This is a genomic window from Streptomyces coacervatus (assembly GCF_029223485.1).
GTDB lineage: Bacteria > Actinomycetota > Actinomycetes > Streptomycetales > Streptomycetaceae > Streptomyces > Streptomyces coacervatus.
The window spans coordinates 411,088-434,321 of sequence record NZ_JARHTP010000008.1 but is presented as its reverse complement, the minus strand read 5'-3'; the positions used below and the strand labels follow the sequence as shown (position 1 = coordinate 434,321).

General features: G+C 68.4%; 15 protein-coding genes. 4 read left to right on the top strand and 11 right to left on the bottom strand.

Annotation, left to right across the window (positions count from 1 at the left end):
* Window positions 1-198 precede the first annotated feature (198 nt).
* From P2Q00_RS22265 to P2Q00_RS22255, 3 genes are read left to right on the top strand one after another with little or no spacing between them, the layout of a single operon-like run.
* Window positions 199-1,038: a type 1 glutamine amidotransferase domain-containing protein gene (locus P2Q00_RS22265; protein ID WP_275774386.1), complete on the top strand. Its 840-nt coding sequence runs from the start codon at window positions 199-201 to the stop codon at window positions 1,036-1,038.
* 30 nt (window positions 1,039-1,068) lie between these two features.
* Window positions 1,069-2,748: a thiamine pyrophosphate-binding protein gene (locus tag P2Q00_RS22260; protein ID WP_275774385.1), complete on the top strand. Its 1,680-nt coding sequence runs from the start codon at window positions 1,069-1,071 to the stop codon at window positions 2,746-2,748.
* Window positions 2,749-2,750: 2 nt separating this feature from the next.
* Window positions 2,751-3,356, top strand: a complete 606-nt coding sequence (locus P2Q00_RS22255) for a DJ-1/PfpI family protein (RefSeq protein ID WP_275774384.1) — start codon at window positions 2,751-2,753, stop codon at window positions 3,354-3,356.
* 55 nt (window positions 3,357-3,411) lie between these two features.
* On the opposite strand, the gene P2Q00_RS22250 is transcribed toward P2Q00_RS22255, so the two are convergent.
* The 4 genes from P2Q00_RS22250 to P2Q00_RS22235 all read right to left on the bottom strand — a co-directional run bounded on the left by P2Q00_RS22250 (window position 3,412) and on the right by P2Q00_RS22235 (window position 9,138).
* Window positions 3,412-4,767: a helix-turn-helix domain-containing protein gene (locus P2Q00_RS22250; RefSeq protein ID WP_275774383.1), complete on the bottom strand. Its 1,356-nt coding sequence runs from the start codon at window positions 4,765-4,767 to the stop codon at window positions 3,412-3,414.
* Between the two features lie 432 nt (window positions 4,768-5,199).
* Window positions 5,200-7,314, bottom strand: coding sequence for a dipeptide ABC transporter ATP-binding protein (locus P2Q00_RS22245; RefSeq protein ID WP_275774382.1), 2,115 nt, complete (start codon window positions 7,312-7,314; stop codon window positions 5,200-5,202).
* Window positions 7,304-8,158 carry an ABC transporter permease gene (locus P2Q00_RS22240; RefSeq protein ID WP_275774381.1) on the bottom strand — a complete coding sequence of 285 codons (855 nt, stop codon included), beginning with the start codon at window positions 8,156-8,158 and terminating at the stop codon, window positions 7,304-7,306. Before P2Q00_RS22240 ends, P2Q00_RS22245 begins: the two co-directional genes overlap by 11 nt.
* On the bottom strand, window positions 8,155-9,138 hold the full coding sequence (locus P2Q00_RS22235) for an ABC transporter permease (RefSeq protein WP_275774380.1): 984 nt from the start codon (window positions 9,136-9,138) through the stop codon (window positions 8,155-8,157). The genes P2Q00_RS22240 and P2Q00_RS22235 overlap by 4 nt, the downstream gene beginning before the upstream one ends.
* Window positions 9,139-9,299: 161 nt before the next feature.
* On the opposite strand from P2Q00_RS22235, the gene P2Q00_RS22230 reads away from it, so the two are divergent.
* The gene (locus P2Q00_RS22230) at window positions 9,300-11,012 is read left to right on the top strand and encodes an ABC transporter family substrate-binding protein (RefSeq protein ID WP_275774379.1); all 1,713 of its coding nucleotides are present in this window, start codon (window positions 9,300-9,302) and stop codon (window positions 11,010-11,012) included.
* On the opposite strand, the gene P2Q00_RS22225 is transcribed toward P2Q00_RS22230, so the two are convergent.
* The 7 genes from P2Q00_RS22225 to P2Q00_RS22195 all read right to left on the bottom strand — a co-directional run bounded on the left by P2Q00_RS22225 (window position 10,955) and on the right by P2Q00_RS22195 (window position 23,142).
* Window positions 10,955-12,208 carry an IS701 family transposase gene (locus tag P2Q00_RS22225; RefSeq protein ID WP_425579509.1) on the bottom strand — a complete coding sequence of 418 codons (1,254 nt, stop codon included), beginning with the start codon at window positions 12,206-12,208 and terminating at the stop codon, window positions 10,955-10,957. The genes P2Q00_RS22230 and P2Q00_RS22225 overlap by 58 nt on opposite strands.
* Before the next feature lie 27 nt (window positions 12,209-12,235).
* Window positions 12,236-14,383, bottom strand: coding sequence for an AGE family epimerase/isomerase (locus tag P2Q00_RS22220; protein WP_275774377.1), 2,148 nt, complete (start codon window positions 14,381-14,383; stop codon window positions 12,236-12,238).
* A gap of 4 nt (window positions 14,384-14,387) precedes the next feature.
* Complete coding sequence (gene glgX, locus P2Q00_RS22215) at window positions 14,388-16,523, bottom strand: glycogen debranching protein GlgX (protein WP_275774376.1); 2,136 nt, start codon at window positions 16,521-16,523, stop codon at window positions 14,388-14,390.
* Window positions 16,524-16,975: 452 nt separating this feature from the next.
* Window positions 16,976-18,229 (bottom strand): ATP-grasp domain-containing protein, encoded by a 1,254-nt coding sequence (locus tag P2Q00_RS22210; RefSeq protein ID WP_275774375.1) that lies wholly within the window; start codon window positions 18,227-18,229, stop codon window positions 16,976-16,978.
* Window positions 18,230-18,281: 52 nt separating this feature from the next.
* Window positions 18,282-19,532 (bottom strand): ATP-grasp domain-containing protein, encoded by a 1,251-nt coding sequence (locus tag P2Q00_RS22205; protein WP_275774374.1) that lies wholly within the window; start codon window positions 19,530-19,532, stop codon window positions 18,282-18,284.
* Window positions 19,533-19,746: 214 nt separating this feature from the next.
* Complete coding sequence (locus tag P2Q00_RS22200) at window positions 19,747-21,213, bottom strand: NAD(P)/FAD-dependent oxidoreductase (protein WP_275774373.1); 1,467 nt, start codon at window positions 21,211-21,213, stop codon at window positions 19,747-19,749.
* 582 nt (window positions 21,214-21,795) lie between these two features.
* Complete coding sequence (locus P2Q00_RS22195; protein WP_275774372.1) at window positions 21,796-23,142, bottom strand: cation:proton antiporter; 1,347 nt, start codon at window positions 23,140-23,142, stop codon at window positions 21,796-21,798.
* Window positions 23,143-23,234: the final 92 nt, after the last annotated feature.

Genomic DNA, 23,234 nt, shown 5'->3' with positions numbered 1-23,234 from the left:
GCGGGGGGCGTCGTTCGTTGCGCATTGGACAACAGCCCCGGCCACGGCCCGATTTGCCGTAGTGCGGTCTGCCACTTGGGGATGTGCGGCACCCGCGGCCGCCGCTTCTGGTATTGGCCAAAGCCCAAAAACTAGACATGAGTTCGGCAGTTCGCGTGACCGAACCGAATGCCGACCCAGCCGACCGAGAGGAACCCCATGAGCAGGCGCATCCTCGTCGTCCTGTCCGAGTACGGCTACTGGGGCGAGGAACTCATCGGCCCCCTGGAGACCTTCGACAAGGCGGGATACCACCTCACTTTCGCCACCCCGACCGGCAAGCGGCCCGTGGCGCTGCCTCCGAGCATGGACCCCGACTACGTCGACCCGCCGCTCGGCCGCTCCGTCACCACCCCCGAGATGGCCGCGAAGGTCAAGGCCGTAGAGGCCTCCGACCGCCTCGACAACCCCCTCGACCTGTCCTCCTGGCTGCCCGACCGGCCCTACCGGTCGAAGCCGTACTTCCTGCGCGACTGGGAGGCGTACAACAGCCGCGTGGAGAAGGTCCGCGACCAGATCGCCGACCGCTACGACGCCCTCCTGATCGTCGGCGGCAGCGGCCCGATCGTCGACCTCGCCAACAACTGGCGCGTCCACGACCTGATCCTCGCCTTCCACCACCTGGACCGCCCGATCGCCGCCGAATGCTACGGCGTGGCCTGCCTCGCCTTCGCCCGCGACCAGGAGGACCGGGAGAGCATCATCCGCGGCAAGCATGTCACCGGCCACTGCATCGAGTACGACTACCTCGACGGCACCGGGTTCGTCGGCACCGACTTCAACATGGGCCCGCCGCCGTACCCGCTGGAGTACATCCTGCGCGACGCGACCGCGCCCGGCGGCGCCTACCACGGCAACTTCGGCAAGACGACCTCCGTGATCGTCGACCACCCCTTCATCACCGGGCGTTCGACCCCCGACTCCTACCTCACCGGCCAGAAGACCGTCGAGGTCCTCGACCACGGCCTGCGCCAGTGGGGCTTCAGGGCCGAGGCGTAGCCACCGATCCGGACGAGAGGCGGAATCACCATGGACAGCAGGCCGGCCCGGGCGGCGTTCCTCGAACAGCTCGCCGTCGAGGGGGTGCCGTACATGTTCGGCAACCCCGGCACGGTCGAGCAGGGCTTCCTGGACGAGCTGCGCCACTTCCCGGCGATCGAGTACGTACTGACTCTCCAGGAGGCCGTGGCTGTCGGCATGGCGGACGGCTACGCCCGCGCCACCCGCCGCCCGGCCGTCGTCCAGCTGCACTCCGGGGTGGGCCTCGGCAACGGCATCGGCATGCTCTACCAGGCCATGCGCGGTCACGCCCCGCTGGTCGTCCTGGTCGGCGAGGCCGGTCTGCGCTACGACGCCATGCAGGCGCAGATGGCCGCCGACCTGGTGGCCATGGCCGAGCCGGTGACCAAGTGGGCGACGCGGGTCGTCGACCCCGACTCCACGCTCAGGGTGCTGCGCCGCGCGTTCAAGGTGGCCGGCACCCCGCCGTACGGGCCGGTCCTCGTCGTGCTCCCCGCCGACGTGATGGACCGGCCCACCAGCGAGGAGGCGGTGCCGGTGTCCTACCCCGACACCGCCTCCGCACCAGACCCGCAGTCGCTGGAGCGTGCGGCCCGGCTGCTGGCCGGGGCACGCAGGCCGATCGTGATCGCGGGTGACGGGGTCCACTTCGCCGGCGCGCAGGAGGAGTTGGGCCGGCTGGCCTCGGTGTGGGGCGCCGAGGTGTGGGGCGCGGACTGGGCCGAGGCCAACCTGTCCGTCGAACACCCGGCGTACGCAGGCCAGTTGGGCCATATGTTCGGCGAGAGCAGCCGACGCATCACGGGCGCGGCGGACGCCGTCCTGCTGTGCGGCACCTACGCGCTGCCCGAGGTCTTCCCCGCCCTGGAAGGCGTCTTCGGCGACGGCGTCCCGGTCGTCCACATCGACCTGGACACCGACGCCATCGCCAAGAACTTCCCCGTCGACCTCGGCCTGGCGGCCGACCCCAAGCGTTCCCTCGCGCTGCTCGCCGACGCGATCGAAGCCCGGATGAGCGACGCCGAGCGTACGGCGGCACAGGACCGGCTGCGCCGAGGCGCCGCCGAACGCGCCGAGGCCCGCGCGGCCGCCGTCCGCGGCGCCCGCGAACGCGCCGATGCCCAGGAACTCCCGCACATCGCCTTCGCCGAGGAGCTGGCGGCCCGACTCCCGGACGACATCGTCCTGTTCGACGAGTCCCTCACCGCCTCCCCGGACCTCTTCGGGCCCCTCCCGGCGGCCGAGCCCGGCCGCTGGCACCAGACCCGCGGCGGCTCCCTCGGCGTCGGCATCCCCGGCGCACTGGGCGCCCAACTCGCCCACCCCGACGCCACGGTGGTCGGCTTCACCGGCGACGGCGGCAGCATGTACACCTTCCAGGCGCTGTGGACGGCGGCCCGGCACGACATCGGCGCCAAGTTCGTTGTCTGCAACAACAGCAGCTACCGGCTGCTGGAACTCAACATCGACCAGTACTGGAGGGAGCAGGGGATCCCGGAGCACACCTACCCGGGGATCTTCGACCTCTCCCGGCCCGCCATCGACTTCGTCGCCCTGTCGAGGTCCCTGGGCGTGCCCGCCCTGCGCGTGGAGAAACCGGGCCAGGTCGCGGCGGCCGTCGCCGAGGCGCTGTCGCACCGCGGCCCGTTCCTGATCGACCTGGTCACCGAACGGGGGAGGGGACGGTAACGGTGCGACTGACGGGTCACAAGATCGCCGTACTGATGGAGAGCGACTTCTACGAACCCGAGATCCTCTACTACCTGCACCGCTTCCCGGAGGAGGGCGCCGAGGTCCACTTCCTGTCCCGGCTGTGGGGCGAGAAGGAGATGACCTTCCGGGGGCACGAGCACCGGATGCCCTTCACGGTCACCGAATCCTTCGAGGACGTCGACGAGTTCGCGCTGAAGGAGTTCAGCGCGGTCATCGTCCCGTCCGGCATGGTCGCCGACCGGCTGCGCTACACCGAGGACCCGGCCCAACTCCCGCCCGCCGCACGGTTCCTGCGTCGCGCGTTCGCCGACCCGGCGATCCTCAAAGGCATCATCTGCCACGGCATGTGGCTCGCGGCCCCGGTCGCCGGCCTGGTCCGCGGCCGGCGGGCCGTGGTGCACAACAACCTGCTGGGCGATCTGCGCAACATGGGCGGCTCCTACGTCGACCAGGACGTCGTCGTCGACGACGACCTCGTCACCGCCCGCACCGGCGAGCACTGCCACCTCTTCGCGCGCACCATCATCGACCTGCTCGCCGCACCCGGGGCGAGAAGCCCCGGCACCGGCCTGTGGGCGCGGTGAGCCGATGAGGACTCACGGGGGAACGCGCCGAGCCGGTCGGCCCGAGCACAGGCTCTCAGCCCTGGTGCTGCTCGGCCAGGGCCTGCGCGGGATCGTACGTCGTGGGCATCCCGGAGGCCTGCAGCGCCTGGTCGTAGGCGTCCAGGGCCTCCTTCGCGCGGCCCTGGCGCTTCCACACGTCACCGAGGTGGCGCCACTCCTGCGCGGTCTCGTACGACGGCGCGAAGTGCCGCAGCTGACGGGTCGCCGCGTGCAGGCCCTGCAGGCCCTCCTCCGACTCCCCGCGCAGCAGATGGATCTCGGCGATCCTGACGCGCGCTCCGACTGCCTCCACGCGCGGACCCGAGCTGAGCAGTCCGAGGGCGCGCCGGGCGTGGGAGACGGCCTCGTCCCAGCGGCCGAGCTGGGTGTTCGCGTCGATCAGACAGATCTCGCACCTGGCCTGTTCCACGGCGGTGCCGAGCTCTGCGAGGGTCTGGCCGGCGTCCTGGAGGAGTTCCAGCGCCCGGGCCGGGTCGGGCACGTCGGACTGCAACTCCAGCCAGGCGACCGTCATCTTGAGCATCGCCACATGCCGCAGGTTGTCGTCGTCGGCCATCATCGCCAGGGCCCGCTCGGTGAGCGCGAGCGCCTCGGGGAGCTGCCGCCGGGAGAGGGCGACCAGCCCCGCGTTCCAGTACACCGCGCCGCGGCCGGCCCGGCCGCCGTGGTCCTCCGCCACCGGAATCAGCTTCTGGGCGAGGAGATGGGCCCGGGTGATGTCGCCGCGCATGAGATACGACCCGATGAGCGTCGCCCCGACCTGGATATGGTCCACGGTGACGTCCAGACCGAGCGCGTCCAGCGCGGCCAAGGCCCGCTCGCCGATCTCGATGCTCAGGGTGATGTCGCCCATGTTGCGGTAGCAGCGGCTGAGGGCGACCTGGACGCGGCACCACTCGTCGGAGCCGGCGGCCAGAGACGGGTCCTTGCCGAGCTCCTCCAGGACGGGGATCGAGGCCTCGATACGGTCGAGCTTCTCCAGCGAGGTCGCCTGACCGATACGGGCGCGCAGCCGCATCTGCGGGTCCAGCAGGGCCGGTTTGGCGAGGAGTTCACCGAAGGCCTGGAGGGCCTCCCCGTTGTCGCCGTTCCGCAGGGCCATTTCCGCGAAAGACAGCTTCAGCCTGGTGTCCTCCAGGACGTGCTCGTCACGGCCGGTGCGCAGATGGTCCGGCGAGCACCCCAGTTTCCCGGCGAGAGCGGAGAGCACCGGATCCGAGGGAGCCCTTTTCCCCGATTCGATGAGCGAGATGTAGCTCGCGGAGATATCCGAGGAGGCCAGATCCTGCTGCTTCAGCCCGAGTTTGACCCGAAGGCTCCGGATGCGCCTGCCCACCTCGACCGGAGATGCGCTTTCCGCTTGATCCATTTGGCTTCCCAGGAGTGAGCACATGACTTGAGATGTCATAGATCACAATACCAGCATGACTGGGCCACGCCAATGGGCTTGACCGGGCTGTGGCCCGGAGCGGCCGAAAACACCCTGCTCCGCTTGTGTTCGCCGGGTGTGCGAACAGGACCTGGAAATTCCGATTCCAATAATCCCCATTTTGCATAATATGGACTTGACTAGCGATGTAATGTTCGATTGACTCACATTGTCAATAAAAACCTCTAGGGGGAATGGAGAAAAGGAGTGATTCACAAACTCGCCGCAATACTTGTGGCTCTGCTGTTTGTCGCCGGACTGGTCGGCGGTGGGACCTTCCTCGCAGAAGGAGGGGCATCCGCGCAGACGGTCAAGCCGGCGAGGGAAAACGGCCCGGCGGGCGGCGGCTGCTGCTGAACCGGCCGGTGCAGCTCAGCCGGCCACCGGAAACGAGTCCTGCCCGGATCCGTCCCGAGGGTGCGTGAGCGGAAAATGACAGGCGACAGAACGGCCACCCCCCACAGCCGTCTTCAGGGTCGCCGGTATTTCCCGTTCACATCTCTTCTGTTGCTCCCGTCGAAGTGATGCGAACACGGGGCAACGTGTCCGGAATCGGCATCCCGTCATGTGCTCGCCGGCCGCCGGCGGATCGCCCCGCAGGACCACAGTCGTACGTGTTCGCTGCAGCGCGGGATCCGGCACGGACACCGCGTCCAGCAGCGCCCTGGTGTACGGGTGGGCAGGCCGCTCGAACACCTCCTTGACCTCGCCGGTCTCGACGACGCGACCGGCATGCATGACCGCGACCCGGTCGGCGATGTGTCGCACCACGGCCAGGTCGTGCGAGACGAACAGACAAGAAGGGCCGGGACCCTCTCTCAGCCTGCGCAGCAGATCGAGGATTCCGGCCCCCACGGACACGTCGAGCGCCGACAGCGGCTCGTCCAGCAGCAGCAGTTGCGGCCGGGCGGCCAACGCCCGGGCGATGGCGATGCGTTGTCGCTGGCCGCCGGAGAACCGGTGCGGGCAGGCGGACATGTCGTCCGGGCCGAGCCCGACGAGCCGCAGCACTTCCGCCACGCGCGCGGCGACGCGGTCGGCCGGCATCCGCTGCACCCACAGCGGCTCGGCGACTATGTCACCCACCGGCATCCGCGGATCCAGGCTCGACATCGGGTCCTGGGGAACGAGCTGCACCGCACCCCGCAGTCGCCGCGCCGCGTCGCGGGACAACGACGAGGTGTCCTGCCCGAGGATCTCGATCGTCCCGGTGCGCGGAGCCGCCAGAGAGATCACTTCGAGGAGCGTGGTGGACTTCCCGGCCCCGGACTCTCCCACCAGCCCCAGGGTCTCCCCTCGGCGCACTTCGAGATCGACCGACTCCAAGGCCGGTACGACGTGTTGCGCGGTGTTCGTCCGCCCTCGCCACGGGCTCCACTGTCCGAAGCCGCGGGGCGCGGGAAAGGACTTGGCAAGCCCGGCGATCCTCAGCACAGGCTCCGGCTCGGCCCCTTTCTCCGGGGGTTTCCGGTACCCGCTCGGCGGAAACAGCTCGACGGAGCCGCGCATCGCGGCCTCGTCGGCCCGATGGCAGGCGACGAAGTGCCCGCCGTCTCCCGTGAGTTCGGGCAGCCGCGCCCGGCAGCTCTGCTCGGCGAGCGGACACCGTGGGGCGAAGGCGCAGCCCGGCCCGATGTCGCCCACCGCCGGCGGCTCGCCCGGCACAGGGGCGGGCGGGGCCTCCCCGTCGACGCGGGGCACGGACCCGATCAACCCCATGGTGTAGGGCATCCGGGGCCGCGCGAACAGTGCGTCGGTGCCGGCGCTCTCCACGATCCGCCCGCCGTACATCACCGCGACCCGGTCCGCCGTCCCCGCCACCACCCCCAGGTCGTGGCTGACCAGCAGCAGCGCCGCACCCGTGGCCCGACGCGCCGTCGCCAGCGCCTGAAGCACCTGGGCCTGCACGGTGACGTCCAGTGCGCTGGTGGGTTCGTCGGCCACGATCACATCGGGGCGGCCCGCCATGGCCATGGCGATCATGGCGCGCTGCCGCATCCCGCCCGACAACTGGTGCGGGTACGAACGGGCGGCCCGGTCCGGCTCCGGCACCCCGACCGTGTCCAGCAGCTCGATCGCGGCCCGCAGTGCCGACTCCCGCCCCGGCCGCGGGCGTTGATGGATGCGCAACACCTCGCCGATCTGATCACCCACCCGCTGCACCGGAGTGAACGCGGTCAGCGCGTCCTGGAACACCATGGCGATGTGCCGCCCCCGCACCCGGGCGAGCTCCCGCACGGGCAGCCCGACCAGCTCCCGCCCGAGCAGCCGCACCGAACCGCTCACCTCCACCCCCGGCGGACAGAGACCGAGCAGCGCCAGCGCGGTAAGGGTCTTGCCCGCCCCCGACTCGCCCACCAGCCCGAGGACTTCCCCCCTGCACAAACGAAGATCGACCCCGCGCACGAGCTCCGGCCCGGGCGACCGCCCCGCTCCCACCACCCCGACCCGCAGCCCACGGACGTCGAGCAGCGCATCACCCGTCATGCGCGGCCTCCGGATCCAGCGCACCCCGCAACGCATCGCCGATGAGATGGAACGCCAGGACAAGCAGGACCAGCAGCCCCGCCGGGAGGAAGAACATCCACGGATACGTCGTCGGCACGTCCGCGGCGTCGGCGATCAGGGTGCCCAGCGACACGTCCGGCGGCTGCACCCCGAAGCCGAAGTACGACAGACCGGTCTCACTGATGACCGCTCCGGCCACGGCCACCGTCGCGTCCGTGATGAGGAAGGACGCCATGTGCGGGAGGATGTGCCGCCGGACGACCGTGACCGGGTGTACCCCCATGTGCCGGGCCACCAGCACGAACTGACGCTCCTTCAGTGACCGGGTCGTCGCCCGTACCGCACGCGCGGTGATCATCCAGCCGAACGCGGCGATCAGCCCGACGTACGCGAGCCAGCCGAGAGCCCGCAGCCGCGGTGCCAGCACGACGAGGACCAGGAAGGACGGAACCACCAGCATCAGGTCCACGAGAAGCATCAGCGCCCGGTCCACCCAGCCCCCGAAGTACCCCGCGCACACCCCTATGACCGCCGCGAGCCCCGTCGAGAAGCCCGCCGCCAACACCCCGATGAACAGCGACTTCTGCAGTCCCCGGGCGCACTGCGCGTAGACGTCCTGGCCGATCCGGTTGGTGCCGAGCCAGTGCCTGGCGTCCGGCGGCCGGTGCAGCGCCGAGTAGTCGATGTCGGCGTAACCCCACCCGGACAGGTGCGGTCCGGCGAAGGCGAACAGGAACAGGCCCAGCAGCAGCGCCCCGCCCGCCATGGCTCCCGGTGAGCGGACCAGCCGCCGCCGTACCAACGCCCCGCGCGCGGATCTCACGCGTACCGCACCCGAGGGTCGAGCGCGCCGTGCAGCAGATCGGCGACCAGTCCGGCCAGCAGGACGAGCGCGGCGCTGAACACCTCGACCGCCATGGCCGCGTTCACATCGCCCCGCTGGACGGACTCGATGAACCAGCTGCCCATGCCGTGCCAGCCGTAGATCTTCTCCGTGAACACGGCGCCCGTGAACAGCGTCAGAAATCCGAAGGAGAAGAACGCCGTCAGCGGAATCAGCGAGGTCCGCAGCCCGTGCCGGAGCAGCGCCCGTCCGGGGGTGAGCCCCTTGGCCTGGGCGGTGCGCAGATGGTCCGAGGCGAGGACGTCCAGCGTGGCCCCCCGCTGGTAGCGGCTGTACGCGGCGATCGCCCCGAGCGCGACCGAGATCGTCGGCAGCGCCAAGTGCACTGCCGCGTCACCGAGTTGGGAGGCCGGACCGCCCTCGAACCCGGGCGTCCGCTCACCGGTGTACCGGATCACCGTGCGGCCCGCCGCGTCATTGACCGTGAGCGCTCCCGCCTGCAGCAGCAGCCCGAGCACGAACGGCGGCACCGACAGCACCACGAAGGAGAAGAGCGTCAGCGCCCGGTCGGGCAGCCCGCCCCGTCGCACTGCCGCCCACACCCCGGCCAGCACCCCCAGCACCGTGCCCACGACCGTCCCGACGATCAGCAGCCGTGCGGTGACCCCCACCCGCCGCCCGAACTCGGCGTTCACCGACGTGCCGTCGAGCGTGCGCCCCAGATCCCCGTGCAGCGCCCGCCACGCCCAGTGGCCGAACCGCTCGGTGACCGGAGTACCGCGGTCGAGGCCGAGTTCCGCAAGCCGCGCATCGACAACCGCCGCGGCCGGCCGGGGTGTCCGGTCCTCGAAGTAGGCCCGCGGGTCAAGAGCAACGGAAGAAATCAAATAGCAGAGAAATGTTGAAGCGAGAAGCAATACGAGGCAGTTCGTCAGGCGTTTTGCCAACAATGCAAGCATCGGGTGTCGGACTCCTCGGCGGTCCTTGGGCAACCCCTCGGCTTCACGTACTTGACATGGGCCAATGTTAGGCTCGCGCCCGCTCCTTGAAGACATGTTTGCGCTTTCCTACGGCAGACTGCCCGACGGAGAGAACTTCACAACGGGGAGAGGGCATCGCAATGACGGGGTTCCTCATACGCGACAGACGGTTGTGGCCCGTACTCGTCTGGTTCGCCCTCTGCGCTCTGCTGGGCGGCTGCACCGGAGCCCATGGCCGCGCCGCCCCCGGCGACAGCAGCTCCAGCGCGGCGGTTCCGGCCTACGGCCGCACCGACGTCAACCCCCGCCCCCCGGGCGAACTCCGGCAGGGCGGCACCCTGACCCTGCCGATCTACCAGTGGCTGACGCAGTTCAACTACTACCAGGTGGACGGCACGCTGGATGACGTCTTCACGGTCATGAGCATGCTGGAGCCACGCCTGTTCGCCCGCGATGCCGAAGGCGCTCCCCAACGGGTGCCCGACTACCTCCGCTCCGCCTCCGTCACCTCCACCACCCCCCAGACGGTCACCTACCGCCTCAACCCCGAAGCCAAGTGGTCCGACGGAAAGCCGCTCGGCTGGCGGGACTTCGCGGCGCAGTGGCGTGCTCTGGGCAGAGGCGACGCGCGTTACCAGGTCGCCGATCCCAGCGGCTACGAGGACATCGCCGCGGTGCGCCAGGGGGCGGACGCGCACGAGGTGAAGGTCACCTTCAAGCGGCCGTTCGCCGACTGGCAGCGCCTGTTCACGCCGCTGTATCCGGCCGCAGGCTTCGCCGACCCGGCAGATTTCAACACCGGTTGGCAGGGGGAGGCGCCGGTCACCGCGGGCGCCTTCCGGATCGGCTCGCGGGACGACACCGGCCAGACCCTGACCCTCGTACCCGACCCCGCCTGGTGGGGAACCCGCCCCCGCCTCGACCGGATCGTCCTGCGCACCCTAGACCCCACGACCGCCGTCCAGGCCTTCCTCAACGGCGAGATCGACGCGGTCAACGCCGCCTCCGCCGACCTCTACGACCGGCTCAGGAACGCCCGCGATACCGACATCCGCACCGGCTCCGCCTGGGACGACGTCCAGGTCGCCCTGAACGGCGCCGCGGGCCCCCTCGCGGACGTCCAGGTGCGCCGGGCCGTGCTGCGGGCCATCGACCGCCATGCCCTGGCCGAGGTGGCCGGCACCGGCCTCCCGGTCGGAGTGCCGCTGCTCGGCAATCACTTCTTCATGACCAACCAGCCCGGATACGCCGACAATTCCGGCTCGCTCGGCACATACGACCTGAAGGGCGCCGAACGAATTCTGGATCAGCAGGGCTGGCACCGTACCGGCGGTAGCGGCACCCGTGCCAAGAACGGGCAGGAGTTGCGTCTGCGTTTCGCTCTCAGCCAGTCCACCAACAGACTTGGTCTCGACCTCTCCCAGTTGATCCAGCAGATGCTCCGGCGCGCGGGAATTGCGGTGGAGATCCAGAAAGTCCCGGCCGACGACTACCTGCCGAAGTACCTCAACCGCGGGAATTTCGATCTGGCGATCTTCCGATTCACGGGATTGACCTATCCCAGCACCCTCTACCCCGTCTACCGGCAGCCGAGCGGCGACCGGTTCTACGAGAACTACGGCAGGATTTCCAGCCCCGGGATCGACTCCCTGCTGAGCCGGGCCGTGCACACCCTGGACGCAGGACGCCGCGACCAGCTCTACAACCAGGCCGACCGCCTGATCTGGCAGCTGGGCCACGACGTCCTGCTCTACCAGCGTCCGCAGGTGCTCGCGGTCAGGAAGGGCCTCGCCAACTACGGTGTGCCGGGCCTCGGCGACATCGACTTCACCGCGGTCGGCTGGCAGCGGTAGGGCCGGCTCAGCGCGTCGTAGCCCATCGCCACCGAGGCGAGCGTGACGTGATGGTGCCAGCCGCGGAAGGAGCGGCCCTCGAAGTCGGCGAGTCCGAAGTCCTGTTGAAGCCGGCCGAGGCTCTCGCCCGACAGCGCCCGCAGCTGCGCCAGCGGCAGCACGTCCGACAGCTTGCGGCCGGGCAGGTTGGTCAGCCAGTAGGTACGCGGGGTGGACCGGCCGTACGGCCAGTCGGTGACCAGATGCCTCGGCCGCTGCGGCGGATGCGCCCCGGCGGACCGGGCACCCGCACCCCCGCCGTGGGGCGCCTCGGTCAGCAACAGGGCCGGTGCGGACAGCACCTGCGACTGCCGCATCCGGGCCGTCGCCCGGTCCTGCCAGGCGATCGGCATCCGCTTGCGGTGCTGCGCGGCGTGCACGGCGAGCTCCGTCAACGTCCCACTGCCGTACGGGGATCCGGCACACGGCCGCGGCAGGGTGACCGCGGTGCTGGGCGAGGCCTCGACCAGATACGCCAGCCCGCGCGCCTCCAGCCCGCGCAGCAGGGGCGCCACATCGGCCTCGCCCCGCCAGTCCACCAGCACCGGTAGCGGATCCAGGTACCAGTCCTCCAGCATCTCGTCCACGGCCTCCAGGATGTACCGCCAGCGCGGCCTGGAGCGCTCCTCCGGCGGCAGGTGGGCCTGGGTGCGCAGCCGTTCGTCGCGGTCCCAGCGGGCCGGCAGCATCAGCCGCCAGCTGACCGGGACCCCGCCGTGCCGGCCCACCAGCGAAGTGGCCAGCGCCAGCTGGCAGTTGACGGTGCGTTCCATCGAGGGCGCGTACTGCCGGGCCACCCCCACGGAGCGGTCGCCGTTCTTGGCGAAGACGACCTCGTCGACGCACCAGGCGTCCGAGCGGAAGGCCCGGCTCAGCTGCCCGGCCAGCCGTCGGCGCACCGGACCGCAGGGCCATGGGCTCTGGTTGACGAACTGCTGGATCTGCTGCACGGCCCGGCGGCCCAGCACCTGCTCGGAGATGCGGGCCGGGGTCTTGCGGCCGGGCACGCCGAGCAGTCCACGGACATAGACCTCGCCCCAGCGTCGCTGGTCGGAGCGGCTCAGGGCGCCGAAGAGGTCCTGGCAGTAGACGGAGAGGTCCACCGGCTCTACGGGCACCTCGTAGGGCGGGCCGAAGTCCGGCTCCGCGGCAAGGATTCCGGGGGGCAGGGTGGTGGTCACGGTTCAGTCCTCCTCGCCCTCTAGCAGGAAGGCGTCGGTGGCCATCAGGGCTTCGCGGACCTCGGGCAGGACGGAGCCGACGACGACGAAGTCGACGTCGAGCCCTGCCTTGGTGCGCTGCACGAGAAGTTCGTTGACCGCGGGCCGGCACATCTCGCTGACCTCGGACAGATGGAACTCCACACGCCGGGGACCCGCGGCCATCACCTCGCCGAGCACCCGGCGGAACTTGTCCAGTTCGCCGCCGTCGACCGCGCCGCCGCAGCGGACGTGCGCGGTGCCGCCGTCGAACTCGCTGCGCATCCTCAGACGCATCTGCACGGGCTCCAGCTCCACCCGCACCCGCACCGGCCCGTCGCTCTCGGGGAGCTTCACGGTCAGCTGCTTGGGGTCGAAGTGATGGTGCTCGCGCCCGTCGACCCACACCCGGGTCAGCTCCACCGACCCGGGCGGCAACAGGTCGGGCGCCACCCGCAGTTCACGCTCCGGCAGGTCGTCGGGGCGCGGCCGGAAGTACAGCGTGAGCGGCTCGTGGCTGATCAGCAGACCGGTGTAGGCGGCCGCCAGATAGCACAGCTCCAGCGAGTGGTAACCGGCCATGGCGTGCGAGCCCTTGAGCCGCTCGGTGCCCACCAGATACGGGATCCCGTCGGCCAGCACATTGAAGTACACGCCGCCGTCCTGATGGTCGAGGAAGAAGGCGTTGTAGAAGGAGGCCGCCTCCCGCGCAAGCCGCAGCGACTCGGGGTCGTCCGCCGTCCCGGCGAGGATCAGATAGGCGAGGATCGCCTGCTCCTGCTGCCACCAGGCCTTGCGGTCGTGCCACACCATCCGGTGGATGCCGCTGTCCGCATCCGCCCGCCGCTCCACCACGTCGTACCAGCCGCCGCGCTGCTGGTCGCTGCCGACCGGCGGCATGATCTCGCCGATCCGCCGGGCGGCCTCGGCGTACTCCTGCTTGTCGTGCAGAGCCCGGATCCGGGTCAGATTCCAGGCGATCTTCAGGTTGTGCCCGACCACCGCCCGGTCCTGCTGCCAGCCCCAGGTCCGGTCCGGACTCCAGTCCTCGTGGAAGCGCTCCTGTACGAACGGGCTGTCCGGCTCGTCCGGGAAGCGCTCCACGATGGTGTCCGCGGTCTCCTCCAGCAGCGCGGCGAAGTCCTCACGCCCGGTGGCCAGATAGGCGTTGATCAGATAAGCGGGGGCGTGGTCGCCGACCGAGTTCCAGTTCTTGCGGGAGCGGTTGCGGCCCAGCGCGTCGTCGCAGGGGCTGAGGTTGATCGGGTCGATGTGCGAGAAGAAGCCCCCGCGCTCCTCATCACGGAAGTACCGCTGGAACAGCGCGACCGTCCGGTCGATGTCCTGAAGGATCCGCGGATCGCCGGTCACCCGGTACGTCTGGGTCGGCCCGGCCAGCGCATAGATCTGCTCGTACATCGGGATGGCGTCGAAGTCGTCCCCGAACTCCGAGGCGTAGACCTTGCGCCGCCCGGTCGGCGTGATGTCCATGCCGTGGTACCAGTAGACGATCCCGTCCTGCTTGTCGTCGACGCGCATGTACTGCCGTAAGTACTCGGTCCCGCTCTCGGCCGCGTCCAGGAACCGGTCCTCGCCGGTCAGCAGATACGCCGTCGAAAGGCCGTACACCAGCCGGGAGATGGTGTCGGTCTCCTGCCGCACGTTCTCGCCCGCGTGCTCCGGCAGATGAGCACCGTCGAGCGTCAGGTGCGTACGGTAGTTGCGCCAGTCGAACTTGCCGTCGGGGAACTGGCCGCGCAGATAGAAGTCGGCGATCGCGGCGGCCTGCTGCACCCACCAGTTGGGGTGCTCGAAGACGTAGTGGCCGCGGCTCTCCTCGGGGAAGGTGATCTCCTTCGCCTCGAAGCGCGCGCCGCCCTCCCACTCGTAGAAGATCCCGTACGCGAACAGGAAGCGCCCGGTGCCGAGCATGTCCCGGGTGCGCGCGGTGGTGTCGTGGTAGGGGTCGCCCAGATTGCGGACGATGCGGGATACGACGTTGCGGGCCAGATGCACGGTGAACTCGCGGCCGTCGGAGGTGCGCAGCCCGAAACGGTGCTGGGTGGGGCTGTGGTATGTCACATATCCCGCGAGGGTGTCGGAGAAGATACGGCGGTCGGTGGTGGCACTCATCTCGTCACGTGCCCTTCTCGTCGGGTAGCGCCACAAGCAGGACGACACTGCGGCCGTGGGCGTGGAGGACGGCCCCGTCGACCGGTTCCTCCGCGCCGGCGGGCAGCAGGTCGTGCGGCCCGGAGCAGGCCGTGTCCAGAACCCGGAACCAGCGGTGGCCCTCGATCGGCGGCAGCTCGAAGTCCAGGCCCAGGTGGTACATGTTCAGGATCAGATGCAGATCGGGGTCGCCGTCAAAGCCGCCGAGCGTGCAGGCCAACACCCGGGCGTCGTCGTGGTCCCAGCCGGGACACAGCAGCTTGGTGCCGTGCCAGGTGACGTCGGCCTGCCCCCGCTCGTTGCGGCGCTCGGTGAAGAAGCGGGCCTCACGGAAGGTCCTGAAACGCCTGCGCAGCCCGATGACCCGCTCGGTGAAGGAACGTATCTCCGTTTCCTTCTCCGCCTGGCCCCAGTCCAGCCAGGAGGTCTCGTTGTCCTGGCAGTAGGCGTTGTTGTTGCCCTGCTGGCTGTTGCGGAACTCGTCCCCGGCGAGCAGCATCGGCACGCCCCGGCTGAGCATCAGGATCGACAGGAAGTTCTTGATCTGCCGCACCCTGAGCCGCTCCACCTCCTCGGAGTCCGTCGGGCCCTCCACGCCGCAGTTCCAGCTGAAGTTCTCGTGCGCACCGTCGGCGTCGGACTCGCCGTTGGCGTGATTGTGCTTGTGCTTGTACGAGACCAGGTCGCTCAGGGTGAATCCGTCGTGGCAGGTCACGAAGTTGATGCTGTTGGTGGGCAGCACCTGCTGCGGGAAGAACAGGTCGGCAGAGCCGCCGAGCCGGGAGGCGATCTCCCCGACCAGCCCGGCGTCCCCGCGCACAAAACGCCGTATATCGTCCCGGAACGGACCGTTCCACTGCGCCCAGCGCTTCCCCGGGAACCGGCCCACCTGGTACAGCCCGCCGCCGTCCCACGGCTCCGCGATGATCTTCGTCTCGGCGAGCACCTGCGACAGCTCGATCGCCCATAACGCGGGCGGTACGGCCATCTCGTACCCCATGGGCCCGCGGGACATCTCGGAGGCCAGATCGAAGCGGAAGCCGTCGACATGGTGCTCGGTGACCCAGTACTCCAGGCATTCCAGGATGAACTTGGTGACCATCGGGTGGTTGGCGTTGACCGCGTTCCCGCAGCCCGTGAAGTCCATGTAGCGGCTGCGGTCCTGCGGCCACAGGTGGTAGTACGCCTCGTTGGCAAGGCCCCGGAAGCTGATCGTCGGCCCGTACTCGTTGCCCTCGCTGGTGTGGTTGAAGACCACGTCGAGGATGACCTCGATGCCCGCCCGGTGCAGCGCCTTGACCATGTCCCGGAACTCGGTGATGTGCCCGGCCAGATGGGGCTCGGCGCAGTAGCCGGTGTGCGGGGCGAAGAAGCCGTACGGGTCGTAGCCCCAGTAGTTGCGCAGAGCCGTGCCGTCCGGGCCGGTGCGCAGGATCTGCGTCTCGTCGAAGTCGAAGACGGGCAGCAGCTCCACGGCGGTGATGCCGAGCCGCTTCAGTTCCGGGATCTTCTCCACGACCGCCGAGAAGGTGCCGGGGTGGGCGGCGCGCGAGGTGGGCGACGCGGTCAGGCCGCGGACGTGCATCTCGTAGATGACCGTGTCCGTCATCGGCGTACGTAACGGACGGTCGCCCTCCCAGTCGTAGTCGTCGAGGTCGACGACCAGGCTGCGCATGCAGTGCTCCACGTTGTCCCCGCCGCCGATCGCATGCGTGCGGTCCCAGCAGCTGTTGATATTGGCCCGCGCGTACGGGTCGAGGAGCACCTTGCGGTGGTTGAAGCGGGCCCCGGAGTGGTGGGTGTTGCGGGGGCCGTCGATCCGGTACGCGTACACCTGCCCCGGACCCACCCCTGCCACATGGCAGTGCCAGAAGTGGAAACTGCGGTGCCGCTCGGGGTGCAGGCGCACGATCCGGGACGGCAGGGGCGCATCACAGCGGTCGAACAGCAGCAGGTCGACGCGCGTCGCGTGCTCGGAGAAGAGCGAGAAGTTCACGCCGTCGGCGTCGACGGTGGCGCCCAGTGGCTGGGGGCGCCCCGGAGTGACTCTCGAGACGGCCTCCGGCCGACGCTCCATCGTCAGGCTTCCCTCGGTCTTCACAGAGCTTCACCTCTTGTCACCTGGGAGTCACTGGCTCCGAACCAGTCAACAAGCCCTGTAAGGTCGAGTCAAGTGAATTGTAAATCCGGAGGGCGTCACGGAGCCCGGCGCACGCCGGAGCACATGGGGGGAGCTGGGCCTTCGTCGAACTTCGGGGAATCTTGCGGAACCTGCGCGCAAGCGGCGGCGAGCGGCGGGTTGTGGCCAGAGCGGCCGTGAACGCACGGCGAAGCCCCCGGCCGCTGAGCGGCCGGGGGCTTCGGCTGGTGGGTCGTTCACGAGATCCGCTGACCAGGGTTGATGATCCCAGTTGATCAAGCAGTTCCCAGCGACGTGGAGATCATTCCCCGAATAGCTGCGCGCGCATGTACCTGCTTTCTCTGAGTCACACCGGTAGCGCGTGACCCTCCGGGCTTGGCAGTGCACCGCTGCCAGGCGAATAGGGGGTACGCCTACGGCGTCTGCCGTTCGATCTGGAATTGCAGCGTGTCCACACCAGCTTGCGCGCGAGTGGCCGCTTCTTTGGGAGACCCCCCGAGTGCCCAGACAAAGGCGGCGCGGGATCCTGATCCGGTGAGCTGCGTCACATCCGATCCGGGTTCCTTCAACACCGTGACCTCTTGGACTCCGGGCAGCTTCCGGGCTGCGTCGATGCCGTTCACCGCCGTTACCCGGCCGATGGCGGACGGTAGGGCGTAGCGGATGGCCGCGCACTGCTTGTCGGCTGCCGCCTCGTACGCGTCAACCGCGCGGTCGGCCGCAGCCAGGACCTGCTGGCCGAGATAGCGACGCGCCGCCGCCTCCGGCATGTCGACGCCCTTGACGGCGGCCACCATGTTGGTGATCCGGTCGCCACCGCATCGCAGGTGCGTTTCCACGATGCGTACGTCATCCTCGGTGACAATGATCTCTGTGTGCGTCGCGGTATCCCGTACTCCCAGCGCGTCGAGCATCCGGGGCACGGTGTCCGTAATGCGTGCTGCCGTCTCCGGGGCCAGCTGGGCCGGCACCACATGGCCGAGTTCGACGAAGTGATCCCTGTCCACGGACTTCTCCGTAACGGAGACGACGAGGTGGCGGCCGTCCTCGCTGAGGCATTCGACGCTGTACTCGTCACCGGTGTGGAAGCGCTCGACGATGAGGTCGGTCGAGTCCAGGTCGTGAGTCCCCGAGGAACTCCAGGCGAAGGCCTCGTCAAGGTCTTCCGGTCCGGTCAGACGGCTGATGCCCTGGCTGGAGATGCCACGGCGAGGCTTGCAGATCAATGGATAGCCCAGCCGCCCGGCTGCCGCACGCAGGTCCTCGGGTGACTTCACGAGTTCGCATGGGGTGTCGTCGACTCCAGCGGCCTGAAGCCTCCGTCGCATCTGGAACTTGTCGCCCACCGCCAGTACGGACTCGAGGCTGTGCCAGCGGATATTGAGGTCGGCAGCGATGATCGCGGCCTTGTCCAGATCCTTCTCGGTGAAGTTGGCTAGGGCGTCGATCGGGTCCAGGACATGGATCGTGCGAGCCAGAGCCAGCCACTCGTCGTCGCCCGTGTCATCGGGAAGGACGATGACACGTTCGAACTTTTCCATGTCCCATACCCTGTGCCACATTTCCTGCCGGGTGATGAGGCTGATCCGTAGGCCCGGGGACACGCTTCGCGCCCGGTCGGGCTGGTCTTTCGCGCCGGTGACAATGAGAAGGTGCTGACTGCGCACGGTTTCGTCTCCCTCTTCGTGCTGGATGTTCGGGTCGACCCACGGGGAGTGCCTAGTCGGCCCACACTGTGTTGTCGTAGAACCACTGCGCGACTTCCTGCAGACGCTTCTCGACCTCTTCTTCGCTGGATCCGGCCACCATCACCATGGCGACCTCGTCGTTGGATCCGCGCATCAGGGAGTAGCGCTGTCCTGCAGGCTTGTGCTTGTAGTCCAGCACCCAGTCGAAGGGGCAAGACGACGGAACTTCTTCGAGGAATCCCGCCCGGGGAGAAATGACGACGTGTCCGGCGAAGCGCTTCTGCAGCTTCTCCGGAGAGGGCCAGTCCGGCGTGCCGAGACCGCACAGAGCGCGCACGGCGGCCATCTTGTAGTCCACTTCGAACCCGAACCGGTTCTCTTCGAAGATGGAGATGCCTCCCAGCCGTGCACCCACCTCACCGAATACGAATTCGCCGTCCGGCCGCTGCCAGATCTCCATGTGGAACATTCCCTCACGGCCGAACGGCAATGCGTTCTCCAGGATGTTCTGGGCGAACGAGACGATTTGCCGTGAGAGTTCGCTCCCCGCGTCCAAGAGCGAGTTCGCGAAGTGACGGCCGTTCATGAACTCGAGATTGGTGCCGATCAGCCGGGCCGCGGTGATGTACTGGCACTTTCCGTCTGCGTAGAATCCGTCGATGCGGTACTGCTGTCCATGGATGAACTCCTCGGCGAGCAGCTCCGGCATCTTGTCGACGATGAACCCCGAGAAGTAGCCGGCGGCGAGGACCTCGTCCAGCTCCTGCTCCGACTCGATGACGTACGTGTGCATCGAACCGGCGCCGCACACGGGCTTGAGCACAATGGGGTAACCCACTTCTGTGACGAAGTCACTGACATCGAGCGCGTTCCGTACCTTGCGGTACCGGGGGATCGGGATTCCGTGGTCCTTCAGGGACTCCTTCATCAGGTACTTGTCCCGCATGCGGATGGCTTGGTCCGGGGTGAGGCCTGGGATGCCGTGCCGTTCTCGCAGGAGGGCCGCTCGCATCACGTCCGCCTCGGACATGGCGATGATGCGACGGAAGCTGCCCCGGGAAACGATCTCGTCCACGCGCTTCAGGACGGAGTCGTTCATGGTGTAGTTCGGGTAGGCGTGAATGGCGGCGAAGGCCGATCCGTAGTGCTGCGTGAGCCATCCCGTGTCATGCGTGGCATCCGTGCCGGTGACCAGAGTGGCTGTGCCCCCTGTGGCTGCCAGCCACTCCTCAGGCGTGCTGCGCAGAAGCACCTTCAGATTGCCGAGTATGAGGTTGTCCACTTGTGCTCCTGGGTCGTGCATCGGATGGGCCGTGGGTATGGGGGACGGTTCTGGGCTAATGACGCCCGCCAGCAGGGGCCGCGGGAGGGGGAAGGCGCAGGCAGGGAGCGGACAGCCTCAGCGCGGCGGCCGGTTGGCGCGACGAGCCGTCACACGGCTGTCGGCGGCACCGGTCCCGCCACACGGCGGCTGTCCGCTCCCGTCCTGAGCGGGGTCAGGCGTCGAGAGCCGCCTTGCCTATGCCGAGCCGGGGCTCCATGACCAGGTAGAAGCCGTTGTCCGCGTCGTACAAGTCATTCGTGTCGATGGCCGTGTCGGGCGTCAGGCGCTCGTGCGGGTCGGCCGCCAGGCGGGCGCGCTCCTGAGCCTCCGCTGCGGCATCCAGCAGTTCCTGCACCGGCGACTTCCGCTGCTGCTGGTCGGTGATCACCTTGTCGATGGACTCACTAGCCTTACCACTGGCGTCCGCCGCCTCACGCATGTCGGTGCCGCCGGAGATGATCTCGCCGAAAGCCACATCAGGGGTGTTCTCCGAAACACCCTCGTCCCTGGCCAGCGAGTCGGCAAGGGCGAAGTACCGGTCCTTGCCGGCGTGCTTCTGATAAAAGCCAGACACCAGCGTGAAGAGCCGGACGTAGGCGTTGCGGAAGAGGGTCTCGTAGAAGGACTGTGCCTCGGTCTGCGTGACGTCGCCATGACTGAGGGCCGAGATGGAGGCCGCAGCCAGCAGGCCACTGTACATGGCCAGGTGGACGCCAGTGGACAGCAGTGGGTCGAGGAAGCAGGCGGCGTCGCCCATGAGGAAGTAGCCGTCTCCACAGAACCGGTCGGCCACGTAGGAGAAGTCCTGCTCCACACGCGCCTGGCCCTGGAAGGTGCCCTGGGCCATGAGGCCCTTGACGGTGGGCGATTCGGCGATCATGGCGTGGAGCATGTCCTCGGTGGAGGTGAACTCCTTGCGGCGCTCGACGAAGTTGGTTTTGTGGGTGACGAAGCCCACGCTGAAGCGTTCTCCGCTGAGCGGGATCACCCAATACCAACCGTCGTCGGAGGAGACGACGTTGATGCCACCAGTGGGGCTGTTGGGAAGCAGCTCGCCACCGTCCCAGTAGCCCCAGATCGCGACGTTGCGGAAAATCTCGTGAGGCTGGCGGTTGTTGAAGTGCTGCGCGCCGATCAGACCGGCGCGGCCCGATGCATCGAGGACGAAGTCGGCGTGGGTGGTAAGGGTTTCGCCGCTCTCGGGGTCGACCCACTCGACGCCGATGGCTCGGCCGTTCTCGAAGATGACCTTCTTGACGCGGGCGCCCTCGACGACGTCGACACCGCTCTCCCGGGCGTGCTCGAGGAGAACGTGGTCGAAGTCGGCGCGCTCGACCTGCCAGGAGCGCATGTCGGGGCCGAACTGCTGGGTCCAGTCGATGACCCAGTCGTCTTCCTTGCCCCAGCGCAGCAGCGCGCCCGACTTTGAGGTGTAGCCGCGCGAGTTGACCTTCTCCAGGGCTCCGAGGTAGTCGAGTATTCCGCGACACGAGGTCGTGATTGACTCGCCGATGTGGTAGCGGGGGAATACCGCACGCTCGAGGAGTTTCACGGACATGCCCGCCCTGGCGAGGAGAGCGCCGGCCGTCGATCCGGCGGGCCCTCCGCCGATGATGAGTACTTCAAAATTCTTACTCACGAAACCTACTCTCTTGGTGTTCGGTCGCGTCCAGTCGCAGCAGCGGTCACGCTGATGGAGGGAACGCGCTTGTGTGGTAGGGCACTCCGGCCACTCTTCTTGGTCGCGATTCATCACCTGATTCAGAGGCGATGAGAACGGCACTCGAAGGTGAAGAGAAATGGCGCGTGGCCTGCCGAACTGAATTCGGTTGAGGCAGTGGGCGACTGCCAATGCCTGGTGAAGACCGTGCACTCGGTCAGTGATTCCGAAAGAAAGGCGGAACTTCACCTAGCTGAACTCGACGACGTGCGTTCAGAGTTGATCCTGCACAACGGAATTACCCGCTGTCAACCCGACATGCATCACATCTGGATCTGTAGCGAACTTCGAAGGCTGGGGATACGGAAACGGTGAAGGAACTCACGGATTTCTCGCAGGCTCTCCGGACGAAGTCGTGGCTGACGGCTCTTGAGCCCGCGTCATAAAGGACACGAACACGTGCCGCGGTCCGGATAGCCGATGACGACGCGCAGCCGCGGGAGGTCCGCGGACGGCCGCGCCCGCACGGCGGGCGATGCTGGGGTACTGCGCAGCCCGTCCTCAGACGACGGTGTCCGGCGTCTGGTCAGCCGGTTTCCATTCGAGCACCGACCGGTCGTGCAGACGAAGCTGCTCCTCGGCCGTGTGCTCGATGCGGCGCATGGTCCAGCGCAGGATGGGAGCCGCCATGAGCGACGTGGCGATGGCGACGAGTACGACGAGTGTGTACGTCGTCGCATTCAGCACGCCGATCCGCAGGCCCACCGTCGCGATGACGAGCTGGATGACTCCACGGGCGTTCAGGGCCCCGCCCAGTGCGAGGGACTCCCAGGCGCTCAGCCCCACGGCCCTGGCACCTGCGAAGACGCCCGCGACCTTGCCGAGCACGGCGATCAGCAGCAGCACTGCCGCCGCCGCGAGTGTCGCGGGCTTTTCGAGGGCGCCGAGGTCCAGGCGCAGGCCCGCGGTAGCGAAAAAGAGCGGGGCGAACACCGCCAGGACGACGGTTCGCAGAGGAGCGAGTCGCGCACGGACGGCCCGGGGGCCCGAGCTAATGAGCGTGCCCGCGAGGAAGGCGCCGAACATGGCCTCCAGGCCCAGCGCGTGCGTGGCGGCCGCCGACAGCAGGATGAAGGCGGTCACACTACCCACGACGGTCGCGGTGTCGGAAGTGCGCTCGGCGGCCTTCATCGCCCGGCCGACGAGGGGCCCGAGGATGAAGAAGGTGACGGCCAGTACCAGGGTCGTGGCGAGGAGCGGCGTGACGATGCTGTCCCGCCCGGCTCCGCCGACGGCCATAGCCGATACCACGGACAGAAGGATCCAGCCGATGACGTCGTCCACCATTCCGGCGGCCAACGTGACCTGGCCGACGTTGCGGTGGATGAGGTTCATGTCGGTGAGAGTCTTCGCGATGACAGGCAGAGCACTGACGCACAGCGCGACGGCGAGGAAGAGGGCGAACACGAGGCGGTGGGTGCCGTCGGGCAGGAGACTGGCAGGAGTCGCCCAGCCGGCGGTGAAGCCGAGCCCGAAGGGCAGGACCAGGCCGCCGAAGCCGACGCTGAGGGCGGTGGTACTGCGACGGCGCAGCAGCGACATGTCCATCTCCATGCCCGTGATTCCGACGAGCAGGACAACGCCGATCTGGCCGAGCGCGTCGAGTAGATGAAACTGTCCGGCATCGCGGGGCAAAAGCCAGTTCGCGGCGGACGGGGCGATGTTGCCCAGGACGGTGGGCCCGAGCAGGATGCCGACGCACAGTTCCCCAGCCACGGCAGGCATCCGGAGCCGGGTCGCGAGCCGTCCGCAGAACACGGCGAGCAGCACGAGCAGTCCGGCCTGGAGCAGGAAGACGAAAAGTTGATGGGCCGGGAGGGGTGGGATCGGAGGAGCTGCGAGGGGCATTGGGTTCAATCTCCGGGTGAAGTACGCAGTTTGCTGCGGGGCGTGCCCTGGAGGGTGTTCCGGACACAGGGTTGTACGAGCCGCATGAGTGG